The sequence below is a fragment of the Nonomuraea sp. CA-143628 genome (assembly GCF_050942315.1).
In the GTDB taxonomy this organism is placed as follows: domain Bacteria; phylum Actinomycetota; class Actinomycetes; order Streptosporangiales; family Streptosporangiaceae; genus Nonomuraea.
This window is the reverse complement of record NZ_CP192072.1, coordinates 9259313-9284513: the sequence shown is the minus strand read 5'-3', so window position 1 is coordinate 9284513 and position 25201 is coordinate 9259313. Positions and strand designations below refer to the sequence as shown.

The following is a 25201-nucleotide window of genomic DNA, read 5'->3' as shown; positions in this document are numbered from 1 at the left end:
ACGTGCGCTGGAACAGCATTCACGTCCGCTACTACGACCACGACAAGGACCCGCTGATCCTGCACGGAGTGCGCCCGCTCTTCCGCGAGCTGGCCGGGCAGGTGGCGGGGCTCTCCTACACCCGGCACTGGCGGCAGGGACCGCATCTGCGGCTCAATTTCCGCACCGACCACGACACCTTCACGCACGTGGTGCGGCCCGCCGCGGAAAAGATCATCGGCGACTGCCTGGCCGAGCACCCTTCATCGCTGCCGCTCGACCCCCAGCAGGAGCTCTCCGCGCATCAGCGGCTGGCCGAGCTGGAACGGGACTCCGGCCCTCTGACGCCGTGGTTCCCCGACAACACCCTCCGCGTCGCCGAGTACGACGACCGGACAGAGGTGCTGGGCGGGCCGCACATGGCCGACCTCGTGGCGGACTTCTACGCCGACACCACCGACCTCGCCTTCGCGATGACCGAGGCCGGGGGCGGCGCGCGACGGCGGCAGCTGGCGTTCAAGCTGATGGTGGCGACGGCGCACCGCCTGTCGGGCACCGACATCTCCCAGGGATACTTCACCTTCAGGTCCCACGCCGAGGCGTTCCTGTCGACCTTTCCTGAAGCGCGCGGGATGAGGCCGATGTGGGACGGCTACTACCGCGAACACCACCTGACCCTCCTCGCCCAGCTGCGGGCGGTGCTCGGCGGCGACGACGTGGACGCCGCGCTGCTGGCGGACTGGGAGACCGCGCTCATCCCGTATCGACGGCGGGGGGCGCGGCTCCTCGAACAGGGCGCGTTCCTTGTGCCGACCGTCAGCGCCGAGCAGGAGTCGAAGCTGGCCGAGTCGAGTCCCTTTCATCGGGCGGGTTACGCCGATCCGGTGTGGGCCGAGATCCGGGACGCACCCGAGTTCCTTCTGTATCGGCTGATGCTCAACCTCGCTTACCTGCACATGACCCGGCTCGGCCTCGTGCCGGTCGAGCGCTTTCTCCTGTGTCATCTGCTCGCCAACACCGTGGAGGCGTACCTGGAAGGAAGTGGATCATGAGCGGCGAGGCTCCGGCGTACGAGGAACATCTGCGGCTGCGGCCGGGGGTCTACAGCGCGACGGGCGCGAACGGCGAGCTGCACCTGTTCCGTCATGATCTGTGGCGGAGGGTGGCGTCGTTCGGGCCGGTGGGCGCGGGCGGTCGGGCCGTACTGCGTCGCCTGGCCGAGGGGCCGTGCCCGCCGTCGGAGCTGACGGCGATCAGCGCGTCCGACCCGGACTTCCTCGGGGCCCTGCGGAGCGGGGGATGGGTGACGACCACGCTGAGCCACCTCGGCAGGCCGTTATACACCGTGCAGCCCGTCCGAGCGCCCGACCCCGACGAGGACCAGGACATCGACCACGAGGTGCGGCTGTCCGGCTTCGCGGTGTTCCGGCGTGAAGGGGACGACATCCTCGCCGAGGCGCCGACCTCGTGGGCACAGGTGCTGATCCATGACCCGGAGGTCGCGGCCATGCTCACGGAGATGGCGCGGCCGCTCTCGACTGCCACGTTGAAGGGCCCGCTGCCCGAAGAGCTGATCGCCAGGCTGCTGCGGGACCTGCGCTGGACCGGCATCGCGATCCCCGCCGGGAGCGACGCGGAGTCGGAGTGGCGCCTACGCCAGTGGCGACCGCACGACCTGTGGTTCCACTCGCGCAGCCGCAACGGGAACGGCGGCTACTTCGACGCCGGATTCGGCCGGACGAAATGGGGACAAGGACAGTTCCCGCCGCTCCCCGCGCGCCGGGAACCCTATCCGGGACCCGCGATCGACCTGCGGGTGCCGGACCTGGACGAGATCCGCGTGCGCGACCTCGGGCTGACCGACGCCATCGAGGAGCGGCGCTCGATCCGCGAGCACGACGACGAGCACCCGATCACGGTCGATCAGCTCGCGGAGCTGCTCTACCGATGTGCCCGGGTACGCCAGGTCAACATGTGGGAGGGCGTGGAGTACGTCGACACGCCCCGTCCCGCCGGTGGCGGGGTCGACGAGCTGGAGTTGTACCCGGTCGTCCGGAATGTCGCAGGCCTGGCGCCCGGCATGTACCACTACGACGGGCACGAGCACCGATTGCGCCTCGTCTCTGACCCCGGCCCGGCGGTCGGGCGGCTGCTCGCGACCGCGAGCCGGGCGGCGGCCACCACTACGTGGCCCCAGGTCCTGATCGTGGTGTCGGCCAGGTTCGGGCGGGTGATGTGGACGTACGAGGAGATGCCGTACGCCCTGATTCTCAAGCATGTCGGGGTGCTTTTCCAGACCATGTACCTGGTCGCGACCGCGATGGGGCTGGCCGCCTCCGGTCTTGGCGGAGGTGACGCGCCGGCCTTCAACGGGGCCACGGGAGCCGATCCGGTGGTCGAGGCCAGCGTGGGCGAGTTCATGCTCGGGAGCCGGCCGAGCCTGGCGGCCGACGAGGAACCGGCCGCCGACGAGGAACAGGAGTAAACGAACGTGGGCCTACTGCTACGCCCGGATGCGTTCTATGCCCCGGATTCGGCGGGGATGTACCTGCTCACGTATCGGGGATCCAGCCATCTGAAAGGCCGATCTGTCGGCCCGCTGCTCGACCTGCTGAAGCCCTATCTCGACGGGCGGCACACGCTGGCCGAGCTGACGGAGGAGTTGCCGCCCGAGCGACGGGCCGCCGTGGAGAGCCTGCTCACGGCCTTGGTGGAGCGGGGCGTCGTGAGAGACGTCGGCACTGCGGACCCGGAGGCCGCCCTGGAATATCCGGAATATCGCCATGAGGTGGCTTTCATCGGGCATTTCCGAGACTCGCCTATAAGCATATTTCGGGCATATCGGGATAAAGTGGTGCTCGTTCTGGGAGCGGGGGACATGGTGCCGTGGGTGGCGCGTGCCGCTGTACGGACGGGGTCGCGCCTGGTGAAGATGGCGAGCCTGGAGCACTTGGGCGTCGAATGGGTCGAGCGCGGGCGGCGTACCCCTGACCAGAAGGTCGAGCGGCACTTCCTCGCCGACTTCAACGAGGAGGGGTTGGCGCCCCTGCTCGACAGCGCGGACCTCGTCCTGCACGTCTCCGGCGGCGCGGCGCATGAACGGCTGCTCGACCGGCTCTGCGTGGAGCGGGGGATCCCGCTGGCGCAGGTGGTCATGCTGGACGGCGAGGTCTGGCTCGGCCCAGAGGACCTCGGCACGCGATCGGCGGCGAGTTGGACGGCGGGCCTGCGCCGGGTGACGAGCTGGACGGCGGACCGCCGCCGGGTGGCGGCCCGGCCCGCGCCACGCCCGCCCATCGCCGCCGCGAGGCACGCTGCTGCCGGGGTCGTCGCCGAGACGGAGGTTGCCGTCGAGACGCTCGCCCCTGCCGGGGTCGTCGCGGAGACGCGGGCCGTCGCCATCGCCGCCGCCTTGGTCCAAATGGCCTTTCGGACCGCCACCGGGTTGCTGGACGACCGCCGTGCCCGGCTGACCAGGATCGACCTTGCCACGCTGCGCCGGACGTCACATGCCTTCGTCCCGCACCCTTACGCCCGGTCGGCCGAACCTGCGCTCCCCGAAGCCGCGCTCCCCGAAGCCGCGCTCCCCGGATCGGTGCTTCCCGGATCCGCGCTCCCTGAACTCGCGCTCCCCGGATCTGCTGACCCGGCCCGCGACGGTGCGGTTCTCGGTCGGGAGGGGTTCTCTCGGCGGGCGGTGGTGTGCGCCGACGATCTCCTTGGTGTGTTCGGGGAGCCGACCGAACGCGATTATGCGCAGATTCCCCTGCACGTCAGCGAGGTGGAGGTGCCCGACCCGGTCGGGCTGCTCGGTGGTGCCGTCTCAAGGGTCGTCGGCACGGGCCTCGACTTCGAGTCCGCGCGCCACCAGGCCGCCCTGAAGGCGTTCGCCGTCTACGCCTCGCTGATGGTGGATCCGCGCCGACTGCTCTCGGCGGACGGCCGCACGCCGCTGGCCGTGCCGGAGTCCGACCCCGATGTCCTGCTCGCGGGCCTGCGAGCCGGCAGGATCAGCGGGTTCGTCCTCGGCCACCGGCTCGCCGACGGCGGAAGGCTAGCCGTCGCCGCCGACGTCGCCTTCCCCGTGCTGTCCGGTACGAGCCTGGCCGACGGCCGGGCGCCGGCCCAGACTGCGGGAGCCACTGCTGGAATCACTGCGGGAGCCGCTGCGGGCATCGCCGCACGAACCACTGCGGGCATCGCCGCGGGATACAGCTGGCAGGAGGCCGTCGACGTCGCGCTGGCCGAGCAGGCGGGACGGCTGGCGCTCGCCGACCTGGAGCACCGGACGACGCCGTTGCCCCGGTTCGACCTGGACAGCGGGTGGCTTCCACCGCGAGGCGAACGGTACAGGTCCATGATCCAGGCCACGGGCGAGGTGGTCACCTGCTACGACCTCACCGGGCCGGCGGAGATTCCGGCCGCCGTGAGTTACCTGGGTGACACGCCTGTCGGATACGCCGGTGGGTCGTCGGCGGCCGAAGCCGTGACCGGCGCGCTCGAACAGGCCCTCCTCCACTACCAGGCGCGGCAGAACGCCCAGCCCGCCTACGCACCACCCGCACCGCCGGGCATACCGCCCGAGCTGCGCGGTTCGGCGATCCGCCGTCTGCCCGACGCCTCCCGTACCGACTCGGCGAGTCTGGTGTCCGCGCTGGTCAGACGCGGTCTCTCGCCGGTGGCGGTGCCCCTCGACCACGACCGTGAGGTTCATTCGATCATGCCGTACACCGTCCGCGTGGTGCTGACCCATGCATGAGATCGCCGTCCTCGGTGAAGGGCTGCTGAGGGAGAGCATTGTCGCGGCGCTGTCAGGCGGCGGCTCCTCCGTCTCGCCGTTCCTGACGTCCGGTGCGGTCGCGGCCGTCGTGGCTCGCGACCGCTGGGACCTGTCCGGCTACGCCGAGGTCAGAGCCGCCGCCGCAGAGGCGGGCGTGCCCTGGTTGCCGGTACGTGCTGAATTAGGGCGAGTCGTCCTCGGCCCCCTGGAGGAGGACGGGCTTCCCGGCTGCGTGGACTGCGGTGAGTTCCGGCGGCGACTGGCCCATCTCCAGCCGGACGGGCACGAGACAGTGTGGCGGGAGCAGGGGGCCACCCTGTCCGTGTTGCCGTCGGCCTGGCTCACCGGACTCGCGGCCGATCTCGCCGCCACCTTGGTCACCGAGGAGGTCGCACGGCTCGTCAACCGGGAAGCCGTGGTCACCGCGCGCACGAGGTCCGCCTTCGTCTACCTGGATCTGGAGACGCTGGCCGTCGAGCCGCACCCGTTCCTGCCCGACCCGCTCTGCGGCACCTGCGGGACGCTGCCGCCCGACGACCGTTCGCGGGCGGACATCTCCCTCCGGTCCCGTCCCAAACCGGCCCCGGACGTCTACCGGCTTCGCTCGATGACCGGCGAGGTGGACACGCTCAAGGCCAGGTACGTCGACGGCGAGAGCGGTCTCATCCGATCCGTGCTCAAGAGCACCGAAGGCGGCATCGTGGTCGCCGCGGCGCCCATGGGCCTGCGCCAGGGCTCCACCGAGTACGGCTTCGGACGTACCCGTAACTACCAGGGCAGCCAGGTCACCGCCATGCTGGAGACGCTGGAACGGCACGGCGGCATGGAACCAGGGGGAAAGCGCACCACGGTGTCGGCCAGTTACGCCGAGGTCCGACATGACGCGATCGACCCCCGGACGCTCGGCCTCTATCCGGCGGAGCGGCATCGGATCCCCGGTTTCCCGTACCGTCCGTTCGACGAGGCGCAGGTGTGCCGCTGGGTCTGGGGGTACTCCTTCGCCCGCGGCGCTCCCGTGCTGGTCCCCGAGACCTACGCCTATTACCGGGCCCGCCACCACGACGCCGAACGCCCACCGTTCGTCCAGGAGGTCTCCAACGGCTGCGCCCTGGGCGGCAGCCTGGAGGAGGCCGTCTTCCACGGGATCCTCGAAGTGGCCGAGCGCGACGCCTTCATGATGACGTGGTACGCGCGCATGCCGGTCCCGCGGATCGACGTGACCTCCGCCCGCGACTCGATGATCCCGCTGATCATCGAAGCCATCGAGGCCGAGAGCGGCTACCAGGTGATGCTCTTCGACACCACCCTCGAACAGGGCATCCCTTGCGTCTGGGCGATGGCCGTCGATCTCGGCGACGACGAGAAACGCCCGAAGGCCGCCTGCTCGGCGGGCGCCCACCCCGTTCCGGAACGCGCGATCGAGAACGCGCTCAACGAGCTCGGCCCGCTCCTCGCCGATCTCATCAAGCGCTATCCCGACCACATGGACGAGGCCGCCCGGATGGTGGATGACTCGTCGCTGGTGAAGGAGATGGAGGACCATCGCCTGTTGTACGGCGACCACCGGACGTACGACCGGCTGCGCTTCCTCACCGAGACGCCACGGCGGCGGCACATCGACGACCTTCCGTCGCCGGCGGAACTCCGCAACGCCGATCTCCGGGACGACCTGATCGAGCTGGTCGACCGCTACCTCGTCACCGGTGCCGACGTCATCGTGGTGGATCAGACGACCCCCGAGCACGAGGTGTCCGACCTGGCCTGCGTGAAGGTCGTCATTCCCGGCACCCTGCCGGTCACCTTCGGCCACGACTACCGGCGGGTCGACGGGCTGCCGAGGTTGTACGAGGTGCCGTACCGGCTCGGCTACCGGGATCGGCCTCTGGAGCCGCAGGACGTCAACCCGTACCCGCACGCTTTCCCTTAGAAGGGCCGGCCCATGTTCGTATCGATCGTCGCCTGGGATCTCAGCAGGTCCACGGAGACCGTGGAGAGCCTGCGCGACTACCTGCGGGACTACGCCGTCGACGCCTACGCCACGTTGGAGGGGATGCGGCTGAAGGCGTGGTTCTCCAATCCCGCCCGCCAGACCTGGGGGGCGGTCTACCTCTGGGACTCCGCCGAGGCCATGGACGGGCCCGCCCGGGTGAGCCGCGTCATCGAGCTCATCGGCTACCCGCCCACGTCGGTGAGCGTCTTCCAGCTCGAAGCCATCGCGGAGGGCATCAGTGTGTACGAGAGTCTCGCAGGGCTCGGCGCCGCGCTGGAAGGAGACCACCTGCACGCAGGATGAGCGGGTTCGCCTGCCGTTCGTCGGCCCTGACTGCCGCCGCCAACCGGATCAGCCAGTCGAGTTCGGTATCGGGGTCGGCCGGGCTGTTGTCGGGGATCGCCGGTCCGCGCGGGTCCGGCCGCTCGCCGAGCCTGCTGCGGCGCAGGGCGGAGGTGATCAGCGCGGCCTCGACGGCGATTGTGCGCGCGTCATCGGACAGGCCCGTGGCCCGCGCGCCTCGCGTTTCGGCGACGCGTGGGTCGAAATAGGGGAGGAGCAGCAGGCGGCCGTCCCAGATTTCCACGATCCGCCGGTACAGGGCCTGCTCCGGTTCCCGGAAATCGACGTGCCGGGTCCTCGGTGGATCGAGGGCGATGGCCGGGAATTCGTCGTACAGCGATTTCCAGAGCGGGAAGAGCTTGCGATAGGAGCGGTCGAGCGACCACCACCGGGCGAGATGGTCCAGGCCCAGTCGCGGGCCCGTGACGGGCAGCAGAATGCCGGCCACGACGAACAGGATCGCCAGGCGGAACACATCCCCGATCAGGTTGCCGTTCAGCCACGGCACGTGCCATCCGAGAAGGTGGGCGGACATGGCGGCGAACCGCAGCCCGGCGTAGGCGATGGTGCAGGCGAGGCCGAGCAGCAGCAGCCGCAGGCCGTTGCGGAGGGAGAAGCCTCTCGCGGCGCTCGCGCGGTAGTGCGTGGCGCGCGCGATCTCGGTGACGGTCAACGCCAGATAGGCGACATAGACGTAGGCGCCGGCCGAGATCACCGGGATCTGCTCGGCCAGCCGCTGACTGGCCAGGGCCGCCGCGTAGTTGGACGGTGTCGTCGCGTGCAGAACGCCGATCAGTGCCAGGACGCCGGTCAGCAGCCGTAGGCGTAGCCGGGCGCTAAGCATGGCCTGCTCCGCCGGGTAGACCATGTGGAGAAACGCGCACTGCCCGGAGGTCGCGGCGATCAAGGTCAGGCAGTTGGAGAGGGTGCCCGCGGTGTTGAGCGCCGTGTGGTCGTCGATCACCTCGTGGACGGTCTGGTCCTGCAAGCAGATCGACACCGAGAGCGCCAGCAGCGCGGCACACAGCCAGCGCGTCGACCGGCAGTCAGGTTGGGCGCGGAGGTGGAACAGCTTGATGCCCACCGCGATCCAGCCGGCGACGGCCAGGCCGATCAAGATGGGCGCGCCACGAGACGCCGAAGATCGGCCGCCAAGAGATCATTCATCGGAGGGATTCTCCAGCTTCCAGAGCTGATTGACCATTTCGGTGATGGCGGCGCGGCTGCCCTGGGTCAGCTCGGCGCTGCGCAGGGCGATGTGCGTGACACCCGCCTTCCGCATGCCGGCCAGCAGCTCCAGATCCTTGTCGATCTTGGCGGTCTCCGCGTCGTCCAGGAAGTAGGCGACCGGCACCCCGAAGAACGCGGCCAGCGCCGTCAGGTGCATGATCGTGGGATTGACCCGCCGGCCCGTGCGCAACTGCCAGATGTAGGTGTGCGAGATCTGTACGTCCTGGTCCTTGCTGATGGCCTCCGCGACCGCGACGTTGCTGTATTCGGCGTCACCTTGGCGGCGAACCGTCTGGAACAGCCGGTTCAGCTTGTCGGCCAGCGTCCGGGGAGTCTCATCAACGCTCATCGGAGTGCCGATCCTTAACAGCCAGAGTTTAGCGATTTTGCCGTCATCCTACACAGAGGTTGACGGGCGGGTCCTGGCAAGATAACGGCATGGAACGTGTGCTTGGAATCGGCGGATACTTCCTGCGCGCTGCCGACCCGGTGGCCCTGGGCGCGTGGTATCGCGACTGCCTGGGCCTGGACGCCGATGAGAACGGCCTGTGGCGTCAGCAGGCCGGGGAGACGGTGTTCGCGACTTTCGAGTCCGAGACCGAATACTTCGGCTCCCGCGCCCAGCAGGCGATGCTCAACTTCCGGGTCCGCGACCTGGACGCGATGCTCGCGCAACTGCGTGACAAGGGCGCGGACGTGGCCAAGGAGACTCAGGACATGGAGGGTGTCGGCCGGTTCGGCTGGGTCACCGATCCTGAGGGCAATCGGATCGAGCTGTGGCAGCCCAGCTGACAGCGCCTCACGCGGGGGGAATGAGCTCGTAGTTCGGGATCGTGGGTCTCACCCGCTGATACTCCTGCTCCCCCGAAGCCGCCGCGGCGGCTTCGGGGATCTCCACGCGGCCGAGGTACGGCCCCCGCAGGCAGTGGTCGCACCAGAAGTGGGCGTCACCGATGAGCAGGTGGGGGATCCGGAGCCGATACACCAGGCGGAGGCAGGCCCGTCCGCAGTTCGGGCAACGCCTGGTGATCGGTCCGGGCAGCTCGTCCCGTGCCTGCTCATAAGCGTGCAGCCAGCTCTCCCATCGGAGCGCCTCGTCATGAGTGTTCGACACTGGGGTCACCTCGGTGCTTGAGCCGTTTCGCCCATGGTCCCTCACTGGTTACGTGGATGGTTGTCCCACCAGTCGTCCTCGAAGGCATAGGCCCGGTCTTCCCATGGTTCCGCCTCTTTCATGGTCTTCGGGAAGACGCCGCCCCCGCGTATGTCCTCCACGTGGAACCGCTCGTGGGCGAGGGTGCGGGCCAGCAGTTCCTCGCTGCGGAAAGCGGCTCGCCGCAGCAGGACCATCTGGTTGGGGAAGGTCACGCCGGCCTGCCCGTCCTTCACCTTGTCGATCCTGATGGTCAGGTCGTCGATCCGGATGTCCCAGTCCTGGGCCACCCGCCGGACCGTGTCCATGTTCATCGGGAGCCTCTCGCTCCACTTCGGCCGATCGCCGGGGCGGCGGGCCAGCGTCAGGAAGTTGTCGCCGAAGCCGGCGCCCGCACTCCCCAGGTCCGCCGCGGTCTCCTCGGAGGAGGAGCAGGCGGCGCCGGCGCCCGTCACGCCACGGCAGGGGGCCAGCTGCACCGCCGGGTCCGGCGGGACGCCGGGGCCCGGGTCGACGCGGCAGTCCTGCATCGCGTCCGCGCCGAACACCCCTGAGCACTGGCCGACGACATGCGGGGCTGGGTCGAGGCCGCCGTTGGGCTGCCCGTCGCCCGCCTGGGCCTCGATCGGCGTGAAGGCCACGCCGACCTTGTCCAGGATCTTGTCGATGGCGTTGTCGACCCGGTGGTTGAGCCCCTTGTCGAGCGCGTCGGCGAGCGAGATGCCCGCCGGACCGGGCAGCTGGTCGTGGTCGACCGGGCCTGGCTTGTTCGCGCGCGTCTTCGCGGCGATGTCGGCCAGCTCCTGGGGCGTGGGCGGCGGAGGCGGCGGCGGGTCCGCCTTGGGTGTGCCCTTCGGGCCCTTGTGGGGCGAGTCGCCGGGCCCGTCGTCGCCAGGTCCGTCGTCGGACTTGCCCTTGCCGGGGGAGCCGCCGCCGTCCGGGTACTGGAGGTACGGCCCGCTGCCGTCCGGCCAGCCCTTCCACCAGTTGTCCCTCCACCACTTCGCCCCGTAGTAGGCCGCGCCGGCGGTGACGCCGACCGCCGCGAGGCAGTAGAGCCAGGCCGGACCGCAGAACCGCGAGCTGCGCGCGGCCGCGCCGAACTCCCCGCCACCGGTGAGGACGTAGTCGGCCGCGTTCCAGGCCGGCCTGGCGATGTCCTTCCAGACGACCTTGGCCACCTGCTTGGCGGTGCCGCACACGAAGGCGGGGCAGCCGAAGTGACCGGTCGGGTCCATCTGGTTGAGCGGGTCGCCGTCCGCGTAGGCGAAGCGGTTGCCCTTCATCGACGGCATCGGGTTCACGTCGAGTGTGTCCCTGCTGGGGAACGCCCCGGTTCCGGGGTCGTACCAGCGGGCGGCCATGTTGACCTTGCCGGTGGCCGGGTCGGTCCAGCCGCCCTGGTAGCCGACGTCCCGCTTGGTGCCCGAGCTCGCGACGGTCTTCCCGTACGGGTCGTAGGCCGCCGAATCGGTCAGCACACCCGCGCCGGTGAAGGTGGCGGTGAGGTCGCCGTGCCGGTCGGTGTAGGCGTACAGGCCCGCGACGGAGACGATGTCGCCCGCCGGGTCCCTGCCGTAGAGCTCGGCACCCGCCGCGGCCGGGGTGTTGCCCATGCCGGAGTAGCTGAACGTGCGGCCCGCGGCGGACGCGAGCCGGTCCAGCCCGTCATAGGCGTAGGTCGAGGCCCCGTCGGTGATCATCCGGTCGAACGCGTCGTAGCTCGCCGCGCTCGCGCTCCCGCCGTTCGGCGTCCTGGACTTCAGGGTGCCGCGCGCCGAGTAGGCGTAGCCGGCCGATCCGTCGGAGACCAGCTGGTTGCGCGCGTCGTAGACGGAGGCGGCCGGGCCGGCCTTGGTTCGGTTGCCCGCGTCGTCGTACTCGTAGGCGGCCGAGTTCCACGACGTCAGCCGGCCCGCCAGGTCGTAGCCGTAGGTGTTGGCGGCGGCGCCCGCCGTACCGGTCGTGGTCTTGGTGGTGAGCCGGTCGGCGTCGTCGTAGCCGTAGGTGATGCCGGCCAGTGACGCGCCCGCGGTGGTCTTGAGCGTGTCGGAGGTGGGCCGGTGCAGCGCGTCGTAGTCGAAGGAGCGCTTGGCGCCTCCGTAGTCCACGCCCTTGAGCTGGTCCATCGTGTCGTAGGAGTAGATGGAGGTGCCGCCGGTGAGCGGGTCGCGGACCGTGGTGAGGCGGCTGCCCGCGTCGTAGTCGTAGGCGGCCGTGCCCGCCTTGTCGGTACGGGTCTTCATGCGGCCGTCGGCGTCATAGGTGAAGGACGCCGTGCCGGACGGCCCCGCCGTGCTGACGAGGTGATCGCGATCGTCGTAGCCGAAGGTGTTGCCCCCGGCCGAGGTCAGCCGGCCCACGGTGTCGTAGCCGAAACTGTGGGCGGTCGTGGCGGTCTCGGCGCCCGCGCCGGTCTCCGCCGTGACCTGGTTCAGCGGGTCGAAGGTGCGGGCGACGGTGACCCCGCCCGGCTTGGTGACCTGGACCGGGCGGGCGGCCGCGTCGTAGTCGGTGATCGTCTGGCGGTCGGCCGGCGTGGTGTAGGCCGTGGTCGTCGGGACGAGCATCGTCGTCTGGAGGTTCCACGGGTTGTAGCCGTACACGGTCGCGTTGCCGTTGCCGTCGGTGAAGCGGGTGCGGTTGCCGACCGCGTCGTAGCCGAAGGTCGTGTTGATGGTGTGCGTCGCCGTGGACTTCTCGTGCTGGCCGGTCAGCCGGTTCAGGGCGTCGTAGTCGTAGGTGGTGACTCCGCCGCCGGGCTTGCTGACGGTGACCGGGTTGCTCGCGTCGTCGTAGCCGATCGTCGTGGACCGCAGTTGCTTGCCCGCCGCGTCGAAATCGGCCGTCGCGGTCGCCCGGCCGGCGCCGTCGAAGGTGAGCGTGCTGCTGGTGCCGTCCGGGTTGGCGACCTTGGTCGCCCGGCCGGCGTGGTCGCGGGTGTACCAGTGGCCCTGGGTCAGCGGGTTGACGTCGACCACGACCTCGCCCGCCGCGTTGTAGCCGTACTGGGTGCGCGCGCCCGACGGTGTGGTGACGTAGGTCAGGTTCCCCGCGTCGTCGTACTCGTAGGCGGTGGTGTATCCCGCCGCGGCCGGTGTGCGGTCGACGGCGGTGCTGGAGATCCGGCGGCCGAGGTCGTCGTACGTCGCCCCGGTCACCCGGCCCGCCTGGTCCCGTGTCCAGAGCCATTCCCCGGCCACGTCGAAGCCCGAGCGCGACTGGTTGCCCGCCGAGTCGGTGGTGGCCACCCGGTTGCCCAGCTGGTCGTAGGTGTGGGTGTCGCCGTGGCCGAGCGCGTCCTCGACGCGCGTCACGCGGCCCAGCGCGTCGTACGTCGTGGTGGAGCTCGCCGTCACCGTGGCACCGGCGCCGAGCTGCCGGTAGGGGGGCAAGGTGACGACGCGCGGCCGGCTCATGCCGTCGTAGGTGATCGTGGTCCGGTAGCCCTCGGCGTCCTCGCTCGTCACGACGTCGCCGAAGCTGTTGTAGCCGGACCGCGTCGTCGGCCTGACGTTGTACGGCGTGCCGCCCGAGTGCTCGATGGCCACCGTCGGCGCCTTGGTCGTGGTGAGCCGGCCCGCCTCGTCGTAGGTGTAGTCGGTCACCGCGCCACGGGGGTCGGTCATCGTCTTCGGCAGGCCCCGCTGGTCCCTGGTCCACGACGTCGTGAGCCATTCGGCGCCGTCCCAGACCTTCTGGGACAGGGGCCGGCCCAGCGCGTCGAGGTCGAACGCGGTCCAGGTGTAGCCGCTGTCCTGCGCCTGGACCAGGGAGACCACGCCGCCGTCGGCGTCGTAGCCGTACGTGGTCTTGCGCTTGATGCCGGAGGGGTCCAGCAGCGCCTCGGTGACCCGGTTGGCGGCGTCCACGGTGTAGGCGGTCGTGCTCTTGCCGTTGCCGGTGACCCGCTTGATCAGGTTGCCCGCGCTGTCGTAGGTGTTCTGCTGCAGCGGGATGTCCCGGGTGGTTCCGTCGGCGTTGCGGAAGCCCTCGGCCCAGACCGATTCGAGCAGGTTGTCGTCGTAGTAGCGGTAGCGGGTGGTCCGGCCCATGGCGTCGGTGACCGTGGCCAGGCGCCCGGCCGGGTCGTAGGCGCGGGATTCGAGGACCAGTTCCTTGGCTGCGTCGTTGTCCAGCGGGTCGCCCACCCAGTTGGCCAGGCTTGTGGTCAGCGGCAGACCGGTCGGTCCGTAGGTGTGCCGGAAGTCGGCGCCGGTGGCGTCCACGGTGCTGGTGAGGTTGCCGTAGACGTCATACCCGTAGGTGGTGGTCTTGCCCTCGGGGTCCTTGACGGACGAGACGCGGGCGGCGGAGTCGTAGGTGTAGTTCGTGGTGCGGGTGACGTCCTTGCCGGTGGGGTCTGTCCGCTCGGCCTTGGTGACGTTGCCGTCGACGTCGTAGGTGTAGATGACCCACGGGAGATGCTTGACGCCGTTGATCACGTCTGTGGTCGTGGGGCCGACGGTGGCGGTGAGGTGGTTCAGGGCGTCGTAGCCCATGGAGGTGCTGACGCCGTTCGGGAAGGTGTCGGAGATCTTCGTCTCGGAGATGGGGCGGCCGGCGCTGTCGTAGTCGTACTTCGTGGTGAGCCCCGCGGCGTCCACCACCTGGGCGAGGTCGCCGTTCTGGCGGTAGCTGTAGCGGGTGGTCTTGCCGCCGGGGGTGGTCGTGGAGGCGAGCAGCCCGTCCGGGACGGTGCCGCCGTCCGTGGCGGCCTCGTCGCCATCGGTGTAGGCGTAATTGGTGGTGCCGCCGTTGGTGGCTCCGGCCACGGGAGGCGTGGTGACGCTGAGCAGGTCGCCCGAGATGTCGTAGGTGTAGCTGGTGCGGTGCGCCGCGTCGTTCCCGGCGCTGGCGCGGGCGTCGTACGCGCCGGTGAGCTTGTCGTTGCGGGGGTTCAGCGGGTCGCCGGCGTCCAGGTAGTAGGTGAAGTAGGAGGTCTGGCAGGAGCGCGGCCCGCGGCAGGTCACCTTCATGACCGGGTTGCCGCGGTCGTCGTTGTACAGCTGCGTGGTGTGCCCGTCCGGGTCGCTCACCGTGGCCAGGTTGCCGTTGAGGTCGTAGCCGTAGCGCGTGGTGCCGCCCGAGGCGTCGTACAGCGAGGTCGGCCGGCCGCCGTTCTTGGGGTCGTAGCTGTAGACCATCGCCTTGCCGCGCGGATCGGCGGCGAGCACGGTGGTGGCGGGAATGCCGAACGTCGCGACGTCCTTGTAGTGCGCCTGGATCGCGTCGGTGTGCAGGCTGTTCCAGTAGATCGCCACCTCGTCGATGCTGCCGTTGAAGTGGCCCAGCGTGTCCGAGGGCTTGGCGGGCCAGTTGCCCGCGATGAAACCGGCGCCGACGTAGACATGGTTCTGCGCGATCGTGGACACCGGGCCCTTGGACCTGGTCCCGACCACGGCACCGTCCAGCCAGAGCCACTGGGTGTCACCGGAGGCCGTCAGGACGGCGTGGTGCCAGCTCGCGTCGGTCACGGCCGCGCTCGTGGTGATCGGCGCCACCGCGGCGCCGTCCCAGAACTGGCCGCGCAGCTTGCCGTCCGTCCCGACGTACAGCGCGGGCGTGTAGTTCGCCTGCGGCCCGGCCGGGTCGGTGATGGCCTGGGCCTGGTAGGCGAGCAGGACGCCGGGCTTGGCGGTCTTGAACCACAGCTCCGCCGACAGGTCGCCGCCGCCCTTGATCTCGCCCTCGGGCAGCTCCAGGTAGGAGCTGGAGCCGTTGAACCCGGCGGCCGTGTCGCCGCCGGTGGCCAGGACGATGGGTGGGCTCTGGTTCAGGGTGACGTTGTGGTAGGTCGCGTCGGTGTCGCGCCCGTCGCCGTACGCGGCGCTGGCCGCCTGGGTGCCGGAGAACTCGGCGAGGCGGTAGTACTCGCGCGGCCGGGCGCTCAGGACCGCGTTCGGGTAGTACTCCGTGCTGGCCTGCGTCTGGGCGGGGTAGACCTTCCACTGCCCGCCGTTGGCGTCGGTCATCGACGCGACGCGGTCGCTCTGGGTGTCGTAGGCGAGGGTGGCCTGCAGCTTGCCCGAGGGCAGCTTGACCGTCTCCAGCGCGCCCGTGTACTGCCCGGCCGCGTACTGGGCGGCGACGGACGTGGGGCCGAGCGGATGGGTGTAGAAGGCGGGGTCGTCGATCTGGCCGGTGAAGTGGCCGCGCGTGTCCGTGGGCGCGGCGGGGCACCAGCCCGAGGTGTTCACGTAGCCCGCGCCGATGCTGGCGTTCGGCAGGTGGGTCGCCTTGACCTGGTTGAAGCGGCTGCCCACGATCGCCCCATCCAGGTACATGCCCTGCCAGGTCCCGCTCGCGGTCAGCACCACATGGTGCCAGGCCCCGTCGCTCACCGCCGCGGTCGATGTCATCCCTCCGCAGCTGCCGTCGTCGGCCATCTGGCCGTGCAGCTTCCCGTCGGTCCCGACGTAGAGCATCGGCAGGAAGCCCCAGGGGAGCGGGCCCCGGGAGTCCTCCAGCGTGTTCATCTGCGCGCCGTACAGCACGCCGGCCTTCGTGGTCTTGAACCACATCCCGACGGCCGCGTAGGTGGTGTCGTCGGTGATGTTGTACGGCATGCGCACGTAGGAGCTCGTGCCGTTGAACGTCGCCGAGCCGTCCGTCGTCCCGGCCGGGGCGCCCGCCGCGCCGTAGGTCAGGTTGACCGCCTGCGCGTCGTCCTGGCCGACGAACATCTGGGTCTCGTTGGTCGTGCTCTGGTGGAGCCGGTAGTACATCGCGGGGGCGGCGTCCACGACGGCCGTCCGGTGGTGGGACAGCATCTTGTAGGTGTACTTCGTACAAGCCGTCGTCGTGCCCGGCGGGCAGACCTGGGCGAGCAGGCCGTAGCCGTAGCCGTACGTCCACGCGGGTGCGCCCTGGGCGGGATCGGTGGCGACCGAGGTCACCAGCCCGCTGGTCCAGGTGAAGTAGAGGCCGCGGCCGCTGACCTTGTTCACGACCTTGGCCAGGGTGCCGTCTCCGTTGTAGGTGAGGAACTCGCCGTGCTGGTCGTCGTCGTAGATCGCGGTCAACCGGCCGTTCGTGTCGAACACGTACGCGCCGCCGGACTTGTCACGCAGGAACCACGCCGTGTCGGCCTTCACCAGGCTCACCGACCGGCCCTCGGGCGGCGCGTACGTGCCGTCGGAGTTACGGCCGAAGCGCGCCTGCCGCCCGTCCGGGTAGGTGACCACGACGTTGCCCGTCAGGTCGCTGTCGGTGACGATCTTCATGTCGTAGGCCGTGGTCCAGCCCACGCCGAACAGCCCCGAACGGGAGTTCAGGCTGTTGTACGAGCGGGTGATCGCCAGGGCGGGACCGGCGGTGGTCAGGCTCGCGTCCGTGGTGGTGGCCGCGTACTGGCCGGTCAGCGGGTCGATGCCCTTGACGGCGGCCGTGCCGGCGCTGTCGGAGACGTGCGAGGAGACCAGGGGTTGCGGCACGACCGTGCGGAAGGTGCTCCATCCGGTCGCCGGGCTTGAGGTCTTGCCGTCGGTGACCAGGGCCTGCCACATGTACTGCTCGCCCCATTTGAGCTTGCCCTGCGGCACCGTCCAGTTCGCGGTCTGCGCACCGGTGTTGGAGTCGCCCGTGACCAGGCCGGTCGCCGGGCACGTGCTGGGGGCCGAGACCAGGCAGATGTTGAAGATGAAGTTCAGCTCTCCGCCGGGCCACTCGTCCTGGTCATGGCCGGTGACCGTGAACTCCGGCATCAGCGTGGACTCCACGTACCCGCTGCCCGGCCACATCGAGTCGATCTGGGGCGGCACGTTGACCACGCTCAGGCTCACGCACCAGACGGGTACGCCCCAGTCGGAGAAGAACTGCCCGTTGGCCACCATGTCCCAGCAGACCTGGTACGAGCCCGGATTGAGCGGGTCGATCGTGGCGCTCACCTTCGCCGAGCCGTTGTTGCCAATGGTGGCGGGCAGCGTGGCGGCCGCGGTGGAGCTGCCCACGAAGCTGCCGCCGAGGGTGTACACCTTGTAGCCCAGCTTCACCGAGCCGGGGGACCAGGAGTTCATCCCGTTGTTGATCACCGTGACGGGCAGCCTGCCGAAGCTGTTGGCCGTCACCGGCGGGTCGATCGTGGCACCGGAGTCGATCGCGTACAGCGCCCGCCAGGGGCTGTAGTCCACCTGGAGATACGGCGGGTTGGCCGAGTTGGCGCTGGCGAACTCCTTGAAGCTGTCGGCGGTCAGCGCCAGGCCGTTGTTGCCCGCGCCGTTGGACCAGTCCGACAGGGCCGACAGGCCCGAGCTGTTGATCCCGATCCACGCCCAGCCCGCGCCGCCGCAGGTGACGCCGCCGCTGAAGCTGGCCGACCCCCAGGTGTCGCCGAGGCTCACGCCGGGATAGGAGGAGATCGTGCCGACGTTCCAGCTGCTGGTGATCTGCTTCACCGTGACGGGGTTGGCCGCGCAGGAGTTCGACAGGGTGTTGTAGAGGAAGAGCGCGGCGCCGGTCACGTACGCGTGGGGGATCTGCGCGGCGAGGTTGAAGTTGATGTAGGCGTTGTTGCGCTTGGTGCCGTCCTGGGAGCCGACCAGGAGCTGGTCGCCGCCGGAGTGGTTGGCGCCGGAGTGGTTGTCGACGTAGGTGTCGGAGGAGGCGCCGCTGGTGGTGCGTACGTAGGAGGAGGGGTCGATGACCACCGGGAACGCGCGGTCCTTGGCGTGCAGCCACTTCTGGTCGGCGCTGACCCGCAGGACGTCGCCGACGAGGGTGTAGTGGACCGCGTCGGAGCGGGCGCCCTTGGCGTCGCGCATGAATCCGGCGGGGACGGTGACGCGCACCGCGCCCTGCTCGTCGACGAACTCCACGCCCTGCGGCGAGTTCCGTGGCGTCAGGCCCTTGGCCTGGAAGGGGAAGTCCCAGGGGCCCGTCGCGGCCTGGCGCGAGGTCAGGACGAGCGACTCCTTGATCCCGTTCCAGGCGGCCTCGACCTCGAGGTTCGTCCCCGGCAGCACCTCACCGTACTTCGCGATATTTCCCGAAATATTGGCTTTGGTGCTCTTTGCCCCTTGGAGGGCGAAGGACAGGCTGTGCTCGTTGTCCAAGGTGAGCGACTGGAGCCTGGGGTCGGCGGCGTCGTCGGCCAGCTCGGCCCCGACGTCGTTGGCTCTTGGCCGCCAGCGTCCGTCCGCGCCGGTCAGGTTGAGGTCGATGTCGGCCCACTCACCGGTGGCCGTCCGATACCTCACTGGCCTGGAGTACGTACGCACGGTGTAGGTCTGATCGGGGTTCTGGAAGACCTTCGACGTCGCGTCGCCCAGCTTGGGGGCCACCCGGCTCTGCTTGGCGTCGAACCCGTGCACTTCCCCGTTGCCGGGCTTGCCGGTCGCCTTGCCCACCAGCTGCGGCTTGTTCGACAGGCGGGAGACCAGCTTGGGCGGCTGCTGGGCCTCCCGGGGCACGACCCCCTTGGGCAGCTTGGCGGCCTTCTTCTCCGGCAACTCGGTCTGCGCCCGGGTCGCGTCCGCCGCCACCTGGTGCGCGCGGTTCGCCGCCGAGCCCAGACGCTGCTCGGGCAGCGTCGGCTCCTTGGCAGCCGCGTGGGCTCCCTGACCTGCCATGCTGATGACAAGGGTGGTCACTGTCAGTGCCGAGCAAAGACGAGTGGCCCAACGATTCCTCATGCCGACCTCCGGCGGCGACCGTAGTAGTCGGCTATCCGTCCCACATCTGTACGGATGACCTGGTTCGAGGGTGTCGGAATGCTCCGGGTTAGGTATGAGATCAACTCCGAGTCCGGTACTCTCGCCTGGTGCTGCACGGGCGCATCGCGGAGCAGGCCAGGATCACGCGACTTCTCGCTGGTGAGAGCGGCGCCCTGATGGTGCGCGGGGAAGCCGGGGCGGGCAAGAGCGCGTTGCTCGCCTTCGCGGCCGAGCTCGCGAGTGATCAAATCGTGCTGCGCGCCTCGGGCAGCCCGGAGGAGTCGCACCTTCCGTACGGCGGCCTGCACATGCTGCTGGCCACCACCCGCCCGCGCTGGAAACACCTGCCCGCCCAGCAGCGCGACGTCCTCGACCAGCTGGGCGAGCCGGGGCCTTTCGACAGCGGCGAACCTGCCTCGCCGTACCTACCTGTTTGGAACCTCCTGCGCCACCTGGCGGGCAAGCGGCCGGTGCTCTGCCTGATCGACGACGCGCACTGGCTGGACCGGGAGAGCCTGGCGGTCCTGTCCTTCTGCGTCCGCCGCCTGGCCGCCGCGCGCGTGGTGATCCTGGTGGCCGCCGGAGGCGAGGTCCCCGCGCTCCAGGGGACCGACGAGCTGGACCTGCCCGGTGTCGACAGACAGGCGGCGCTGGACATCGTCGCCGAGTGCCGGCCGGGCATCGTCCCGCAGGTGCGTGAGCGGATCGTCGAGGAGGCTCGCGGCAATCCGCTGGCCCTGCGCGAGCTGGCCACGGGGATCAGCCCCGCGCAGGTCGAGGGCAGGCTGTCACCGCTGGGCCTGCACACCGGCTGGGCCGGGCGGTCGCGGCGGGCCGATCAGTTGTACGGCGCGCGCTTACGGGCCCTACCTGAGCGCACTCGCTTCCTCCTCCTGCTGGCCGCCGCCGACCCCGCGGCCTCCCTGCCCGAACTGCTCGCCGCCACCGGAGCGACTCCGGCTGATCTGGAGCCCGCCGAGACCGCTGGGCTGGTGGAGGTGCGGCCGGACAAGCTCACCCCTCGCCACCTGCTGATCCTGGTCGCCGCCTACCAGTCCGCGCCGGTCTCGGCCCGCATCGCCGCGCACCGGGCCCTGGCCGAGGCGTCGTCCGAGCGGTGGGTCTGGCACCTCGCCGCCGCCGTGCTGGGGCCGGATGAGGAGATCGCGTGCGAGCTGGAGGCCGTCGGGACGTCGTCGGCGCTGGAGCGCGCGGCCGAGCTGACCATCGACCCCGAGCCCCGCGCCCGGCGCTATGCCGCCGCCGCGGTCGCCGCGTGCGACGCCGGCCAGTTGCGCCGCGCGGCGGACCTGGCGACGTACGCGACCAAGCTGAGCGCCGAACCCTCGACGCTGGCCTCGGCCGCCCGCGTGCTGGCCACCGTGGAGTCCGAGATCGGCTCGCCGACCAAGGCCGCGCGGATGCTGCTGGACGCGGCGGCCAGGATCGGCGACGACGACCACGCCATGGCCATCGTCATGATCGCCGACGCGATCCGCCTGTTCGGCTACAGCGGCGACGAGGGGCTCGCGGCCGAGATCGCCGCCGCCGTCTGGTCGGCACCGGCGGGGTCAGGGGCCCAGCCCACCTGGTCCGCTCCGCTGGCCCGGTCGCTGCCCACGCTGGCGAAGATCATGGCCGGTGACCCGTTCAGCGGCTTCGCCGCCATCGGTGAGCTGGTCGAGCACACGCCCGCCCTGGCGACCCAGCAAGCCATCACCGCCACCTCGTTGGGTTTGATGGCCGCCGACGCCGGCTCGGCGCTGCGTCTGACCTCCACACTGGTGGCCGACTGCCGCCACCAGGACCTGCTGGGCCTCCTGCCGTACGCCCTGCAACTCCAGGCCCAGGCCCTCATGCTGAGCGGCCGCATCGCCGAAGCGCTCAGCCTGGCCACCGAGGGGCTGAAGCTCGCCGGCGACCTCGGCCAGACCCACCGAGTCGGGCACCTGAGCGGCCTGGTCGCGCTGATCGCCGCGTTGAGCGGCGATGAGAAGCGCTGCCGGGCCTACGCCGAATCGAGCCTGGACTACTGCGCCGACCACGACGCGCCGGCCAGCGCGGCGCTGGCCACCTGGGCGCTCGGCCTGCTGGAGCTGGGGCTGGGCCGGGCGGGCGCCGCTGTGGCGCACCTCGAGCGGGTGGTCGCGGGCCCCGCGCACCACCCGGTGATCGCCGTCCACTGCGCGGCCGATCTGGTGGACGCGGCCGTACAGGCCGACCTGCCAGGCGCCACCGTCGAGCCGCTCGCCCTGCTGGAGCGGTGGGCGGGGGACACGCGCCAGCGCTGGGTGGGCGCGGTGGCGCTGCGCTGCCGGGCGCTGACCGCGCCGGACAGCGAGGCGGAGCCGCTCTTCCTCGGCGCGCTCGACCTGCACAGCCCGTCCCTGACCGCTTTCCAGCGGGCCAGGACCGAGCTCGCCTACGGGCAGTGGCTCCGCCGTATCCGGCGCAGGTCCGAAGCCCGCTCTCATCTGCGGGCCGCGCGTGCCGCGTTCGAGCAGTTGGGGGCGGCCCCTTGGGCGGAGCGCGCCGCGGCCGAACTGAGCGCCTCGGGGGAGTCGAGCTCCGCGGGGCCGCTGCCGGAAGCGCTGCGCGGGCTGACGCCGCAGGAGCGGCACGTGGTGTTCCTCGCCGCGCAGGGGTCGTCCAACCGGGAGATCGCCGCCCAGCTCTTCCTCAGCCCGCGGACCGTCGGCTTCCACCTCTATCGCGCCTTTCCCAAGCTGGGCATCACCTCCCGGACCGAGTTGGCGGATCTGGTACGGCAAGCCGCCACCGGCATCGGGACGATCACGCCGGCCGCCGAGTGACGTCCAGGGTGGACAGGCGCGTACCGAACCCTTGACCGCGCTGGTCAGATCGACTAGACCTCAGGAAACCCAGCGATCATCACGCAGTGGAGGACAGATGTCCGGCAGAGCATTCGTACGACTCGCGGCCCGCGCCGCGTTATCCGCGGTCACGACGGGCTCGCTGATCGCGATCGGTGCGCTGCCGGCCTCGGCGGCGGCCTTGGACAAGCCGCCTCGAACGACCAAGGGGCCGTGCCAGTACACCGAGACCCCCGACGACCCGGCCGTGCGTGACGTGCCGCTGCCGCCGGACCCGCGCCGCACGCCCACGCGTCCGGTCTCCGCGGTGCTCCGGACCAACCACGGCGACATCGGGCTCGCCCTCGACCCGGCCAAGGCGCCGTGCACGGTGCAGAGCTTCGTGCACCTGATCCAGCACCGGTTCTATGACGCCACGTCGTGCCACCGGCTCACCGCGTACGACCGGCTGAAGGTGTTGCAGTGCGGCGACCCCAGTTTCACCGGTGAGGGCGGGCCGGGCTACAAGTACAAGGACGAGCTGCCCACGGACCTGCCGCCGTGGCCGGGCGATACGACCGGGGTGCGCAAGACGTACGCGCGCGGGGTGCTGGCCATGGCCAACGCCGGCCCGAACACCAACGGCAGCCAGTTCTTCCTGGTCTACGGTGATTCCGGACTGGCGCCCAACTACACGATCTTCGGTACGGTCGACGCCGCCGGGCTCGCCGTCCTCGACCGCATCGCCGCCGGCGGCATCCAGCCGGAGCCGGACGGTCCCACACCGCCGGTGGACGGCAAGCCCGTGCTTCCGGCCGACATCCGAGACGCCCGGGTGTGCCGCAGGTAGGCCGTCTTTAATATCGGGCACCTGGCCGGTCCTGATCACAAATCCGCAGATTCCCCATAAGATGCCGTCATAGATGATGAAAGGTGGAGCGTGACCGAGCCTGAGCGGCCTCCGGGGAAGATCGATCCGACCGTCCCGACCGTCGCCCGAATGTACGACTATTTCCTCGGCGGGAAGGACAACTTCCCGGCTGACCGCGAGGCGGCCGAGCGGATCATCGAGCTGAGCCGCGAGGGCGGCGCGGACGTACGGGAGATGGCCAGGGCGAACCGTGGTTTCCTGATCCGCGCCGTGGACACGGTCGCCAGGGCCGGTGTGCGGCAGTTCCTCGACATCGGCACCGGCCTGCCCACTCAGGACAACGTGCACCAGGTCGCGCACCGGATCATCCCCGACGCCAAGGTCGTCTACTCGGACAACGACCCGATCGTGCTGGTCCACGCCCGCGCCTTGCTGGCCGACAACCCCGACACGGTGATCATCGACGGCGACGCGCACGACCCCAAGGGCCTCCTGGCCGCCGCCGCCCAGCACCTCGACTTCAGCCAGCCGGTGGCGGTCCTGGCCGTCGCGCTGTTCCACTACTTCAGCAGCGATGACGAGGTGGCCGGCATCGTCCGGGCTCTGCGCGAGCCGCTGGTGCCGGGGAGTCACCTGATCATCACCCACGCGTACGTGGAGAGGGACCAGAGCACCCCCGGCCGGCGGATCGAAACGGAGGGCGTCTACCGGCGTACGACCTCCGGCGCGCTGCACTTGCGGGACCGCGACATGGTGCGCACGTATTTCGACGGGCTGGAGCTGCTCGAACCCGGCGTCGTGCCGGTGCAGGACTGGCGCGATGACGACCCGTTCATCGTCCCAGGGCTGGAGAAGGGCGGCATCCTGGGCGGCGTCGGCCGGGTCCCCTGACCTAGCGGAGGGCCTTCAAGGCCGCGGCGACGTGCTTGGCCGCCTGGTCGGCGGTCCCGTAGCCCGGCCGTGGACCCAGGTAGTTGACGTACGCCAGCACGTTGGCCAGGCAGAACGACACCTGCGTGTTGTGGAAGCCCGCGGCCACATCGGGGTCGCGGCGGGTGTAGGCGTACGTCCTGTCGCCGACGACCCGCATCGAGCGCAGCTTGGTGTCGGGGTGGCGCGCACGCTCGTCCTTGGCCAGGGTGACCATGCCATCGAGGTTGAGGCCGCAGCTCTTGACGGTCGGGTTGCGGTACGTCGTCACCGTCACACTGGCGTTGCCGACACCCTGCCACTGGCACCGCATGGTGGACGGGGGCTGGCGTCGCGCCGTGCCCCCGAGCAGCGTGCGCGCCTGCGCGTTGGTCAGGAGCTTGCAGGTGCTGGGCGGTTGGCGGAACAGCTTCACGGCGGTCTTCGTCGGGGACGGCTTCGCGGACGCCGGAGACTTCGATGACGGCTCGGCGAGCGCGTCCGTAGTCGCGGGCGGCAGATTGAGCCAGATCGCCGTGGCGGCCGTGCCGCACACCGCCACCGCCAGCGCGCCCGCCACGACGAGGGTACGGCGGCGCTTCACGGGGGCTTCGCGGCGTGCGGGGATCGTGGCCGGGGTGTCGCCTTGGGTGACGTCGTGGAGCCAGTGGGCCGTCTGCTCGGCCGTACACCGGCGCTGGGGATCCTTCTCCAGCAAGGCCGCGAGCAGGGGCGCGAGCGGACCCGCCAACCTGGCGGGGGCCGGATCGCGCATCAGCACCGCGGCCATGACCGCGGCCGCGTTGGGACCGGAGAACCCCGGGCTGCCCTCCACCGCCGTGTAGAGCGTGGCGCCGAGCGACCATAAGTCGGCGGCGGGCCCGTCGTCCTCGCCGCGTAACCGTTCTGGGGCGATGTAGCCGGGCGAGCCGTTGAGCAGGCCGGTCTGGGTCAGCGCGGCGTCCCCGGCGACCGTGGCGATGCCGAAGTCGGTCAGCAGCACGCGGCCGTCGTCGGTCAGCAGCACGTTGCCGGGCTTGACGTCGCGGTGCAGCACGCCCATCGCATGCGCGGCACCGAGCGCGTCGAGCACATGCCGGCCCACCCAGGCGGCCTGGCGCGGCGACAGCGGGCCGTCCGTACGCACGATCTGGTCGAGGGAGCGGCCGTGGATCAGCTCCATCACGATCCATGGCCGCCCGCCGTCCATGACCACGTCGTGCACGGTGACGATCGAGGGGTGTGAGCGCAGCCGCGCCGCCGCCCTGGCCTCGCGCAGCGTGCGCTCGGTGAGCTCGGCCCGGGCCGCGTGGTCGAGCTCCGGCGGCAGGCGCACCTCCTTGACCGCGACCTCCTGCCGGAGCAGTTCGTCCACGGCCCGCCAGACCGTGCCCATGCCGCCCTGACCGAGCGGTGCCAGGAGTCGGTAGCGGCTCGCGACGATGGCCATCACGCGATTATACGGACGTATATTCTACAAT

The 25201-nt window shown here is 70.4% G+C and carries 14 protein-coding genes; 9 read left to right on the top strand and 5 right to left on the bottom strand.

Annotation, left to right across the window (positions count from 1 at the left end):
* Positions 1-2: 2 nt before the first annotated feature.
* From ACQP2T_RS42255 to ACQP2T_RS42235, 5 genes are read left to right on the top strand one after another with little or no spacing between them, the layout of a single operon-like run.
* The gene (locus tag ACQP2T_RS42255) at positions 3-1031 is read left to right on the top strand and encodes a thiopeptide maturation pyridine synthase (protein WP_433510460.1); all 1029 of its coding nucleotides are present in this window, start codon (positions 3-5) and stop codon (positions 1029-1031) included.
* On the top strand, positions 1028-2464 hold the full coding sequence (locus ACQP2T_RS42250) for a SagB family peptide dehydrogenase (RefSeq protein WP_433510459.1): 1437 nt from the start codon (positions 1028-1030) through the stop codon (positions 2462-2464). The genes ACQP2T_RS42255 and ACQP2T_RS42250 overlap by 4 nt, the downstream gene beginning before the upstream one ends.
* Positions 2465-2470: 6 nt before the next feature.
* A complete protein-coding gene (locus ACQP2T_RS42245) occupies positions 2471-4738 on the top strand; it encodes a YcaO-like family protein (protein ID WP_433510458.1) in 2268 nt (755 codons plus the stop codon).
* Positions 4731-6686: a TOMM precursor leader peptide-binding protein gene (locus tag ACQP2T_RS42240; protein WP_433510457.1), complete on the top strand. Its 1956-nt coding sequence runs from the start codon at positions 4731-4733 to the stop codon at positions 6684-6686. Before ACQP2T_RS42245 ends, ACQP2T_RS42240 begins: the two co-directional genes overlap by 8 nt.
* Positions 6687-6698: 12 nt before the next feature.
* Complete coding sequence (locus ACQP2T_RS42235; protein WP_433510456.1) at positions 6699-7052, top strand: hypothetical protein; 354 nt, start codon at positions 6699-6701, stop codon at positions 7050-7052.
* On the opposite strand, the gene ACQP2T_RS42230 is transcribed toward ACQP2T_RS42235, so the two are convergent.
* Entirely contained in the window at positions 6985-8208 is a 1224-nt protein-coding gene (locus ACQP2T_RS42230) for an MAB_1171c family putative transporter (RefSeq protein WP_433510455.1), read from the bottom strand. The two genes, ACQP2T_RS42235 and ACQP2T_RS42230, sit on opposite strands and share 68 nt — an antisense overlap.
* A gap of 42 nt (positions 8209-8250) precedes the next feature.
* Positions 8251-8670 carry a helix-turn-helix domain-containing protein gene (locus ACQP2T_RS42225; protein ID WP_433510454.1) on the bottom strand — a complete coding sequence of 140 codons (420 nt, stop codon included), beginning with the start codon at positions 8668-8670 and terminating at the stop codon, positions 8251-8253.
* A gap of 89 nt (positions 8671-8759) precedes the next feature.
* Between ACQP2T_RS42225 and ACQP2T_RS42220 the strand changes: the two genes are divergently transcribed.
* Positions 8760-9113, top strand: coding sequence for a VOC family protein (locus tag ACQP2T_RS42220; RefSeq protein WP_433510453.1), 354 nt, complete (start codon positions 8760-8762; stop codon positions 9111-9113).
* Between the two features lie 7 nt (positions 9114-9120).
* Here ACQP2T_RS42220 and ACQP2T_RS42215 read toward each other — a convergent pair whose 3' ends face one another.
* Complete coding sequence (locus ACQP2T_RS42215; RefSeq protein WP_433510452.1) at positions 9121-9435, bottom strand: hypothetical protein; 315 nt, start codon at positions 9433-9435, stop codon at positions 9121-9123.
* 41 nt (positions 9436-9476) lie between these two features.
* The gene (locus ACQP2T_RS42210) at positions 9477-19043 is read right to left on the bottom strand and encodes a LamG-like jellyroll fold domain-containing protein (RefSeq protein ID WP_433510451.1); all 9567 of its coding nucleotides are present in this window, start codon (positions 19041-19043) and stop codon (positions 9477-9479) included.
* A gap of 191 nt (positions 19044-19234) precedes the next feature.
* Between ACQP2T_RS42210 and ACQP2T_RS42205 the strand changes: the two genes are divergently transcribed.
* The 3 genes from ACQP2T_RS42205 to ACQP2T_RS42195 all read left to right on the top strand — a co-directional run bounded on the left by ACQP2T_RS42205 (position 19235) and on the right by ACQP2T_RS42195 (position 23702).
* A complete protein-coding gene (locus tag ACQP2T_RS42205) occupies positions 19235-21940 on the top strand; it encodes a LuxR C-terminal-related transcriptional regulator (RefSeq protein WP_433510450.1) in 2706 nt (901 codons plus the stop codon).
* Between the two features lie 97 nt (positions 21941-22037).
* A complete protein-coding gene (locus ACQP2T_RS42200) occupies positions 22038-22790 on the top strand; it encodes a peptidylprolyl isomerase (RefSeq protein ID WP_433510449.1) in 753 nt (250 codons plus the stop codon).
* 90 nt (positions 22791-22880) lie between these two features.
* Positions 22881-23702: an SAM-dependent methyltransferase gene (locus ACQP2T_RS42195; RefSeq protein WP_433510448.1), complete on the top strand. Its 822-nt coding sequence runs from the start codon at positions 22881-22883 to the stop codon at positions 23700-23702.
* Position 23703: 1 nt separating this feature from the next.
* Here the strand turns inward: ACQP2T_RS42195 and ACQP2T_RS42190 are convergent, their stop codons facing one another.
* Positions 23704-25170, bottom strand: coding sequence for a serine/threonine-protein kinase (locus ACQP2T_RS42190; RefSeq protein WP_433510447.1), 1467 nt, complete (start codon positions 25168-25170; stop codon positions 23704-23706).
* Between the last annotated feature and the right edge of the window lie 31 nt (positions 25171-25201).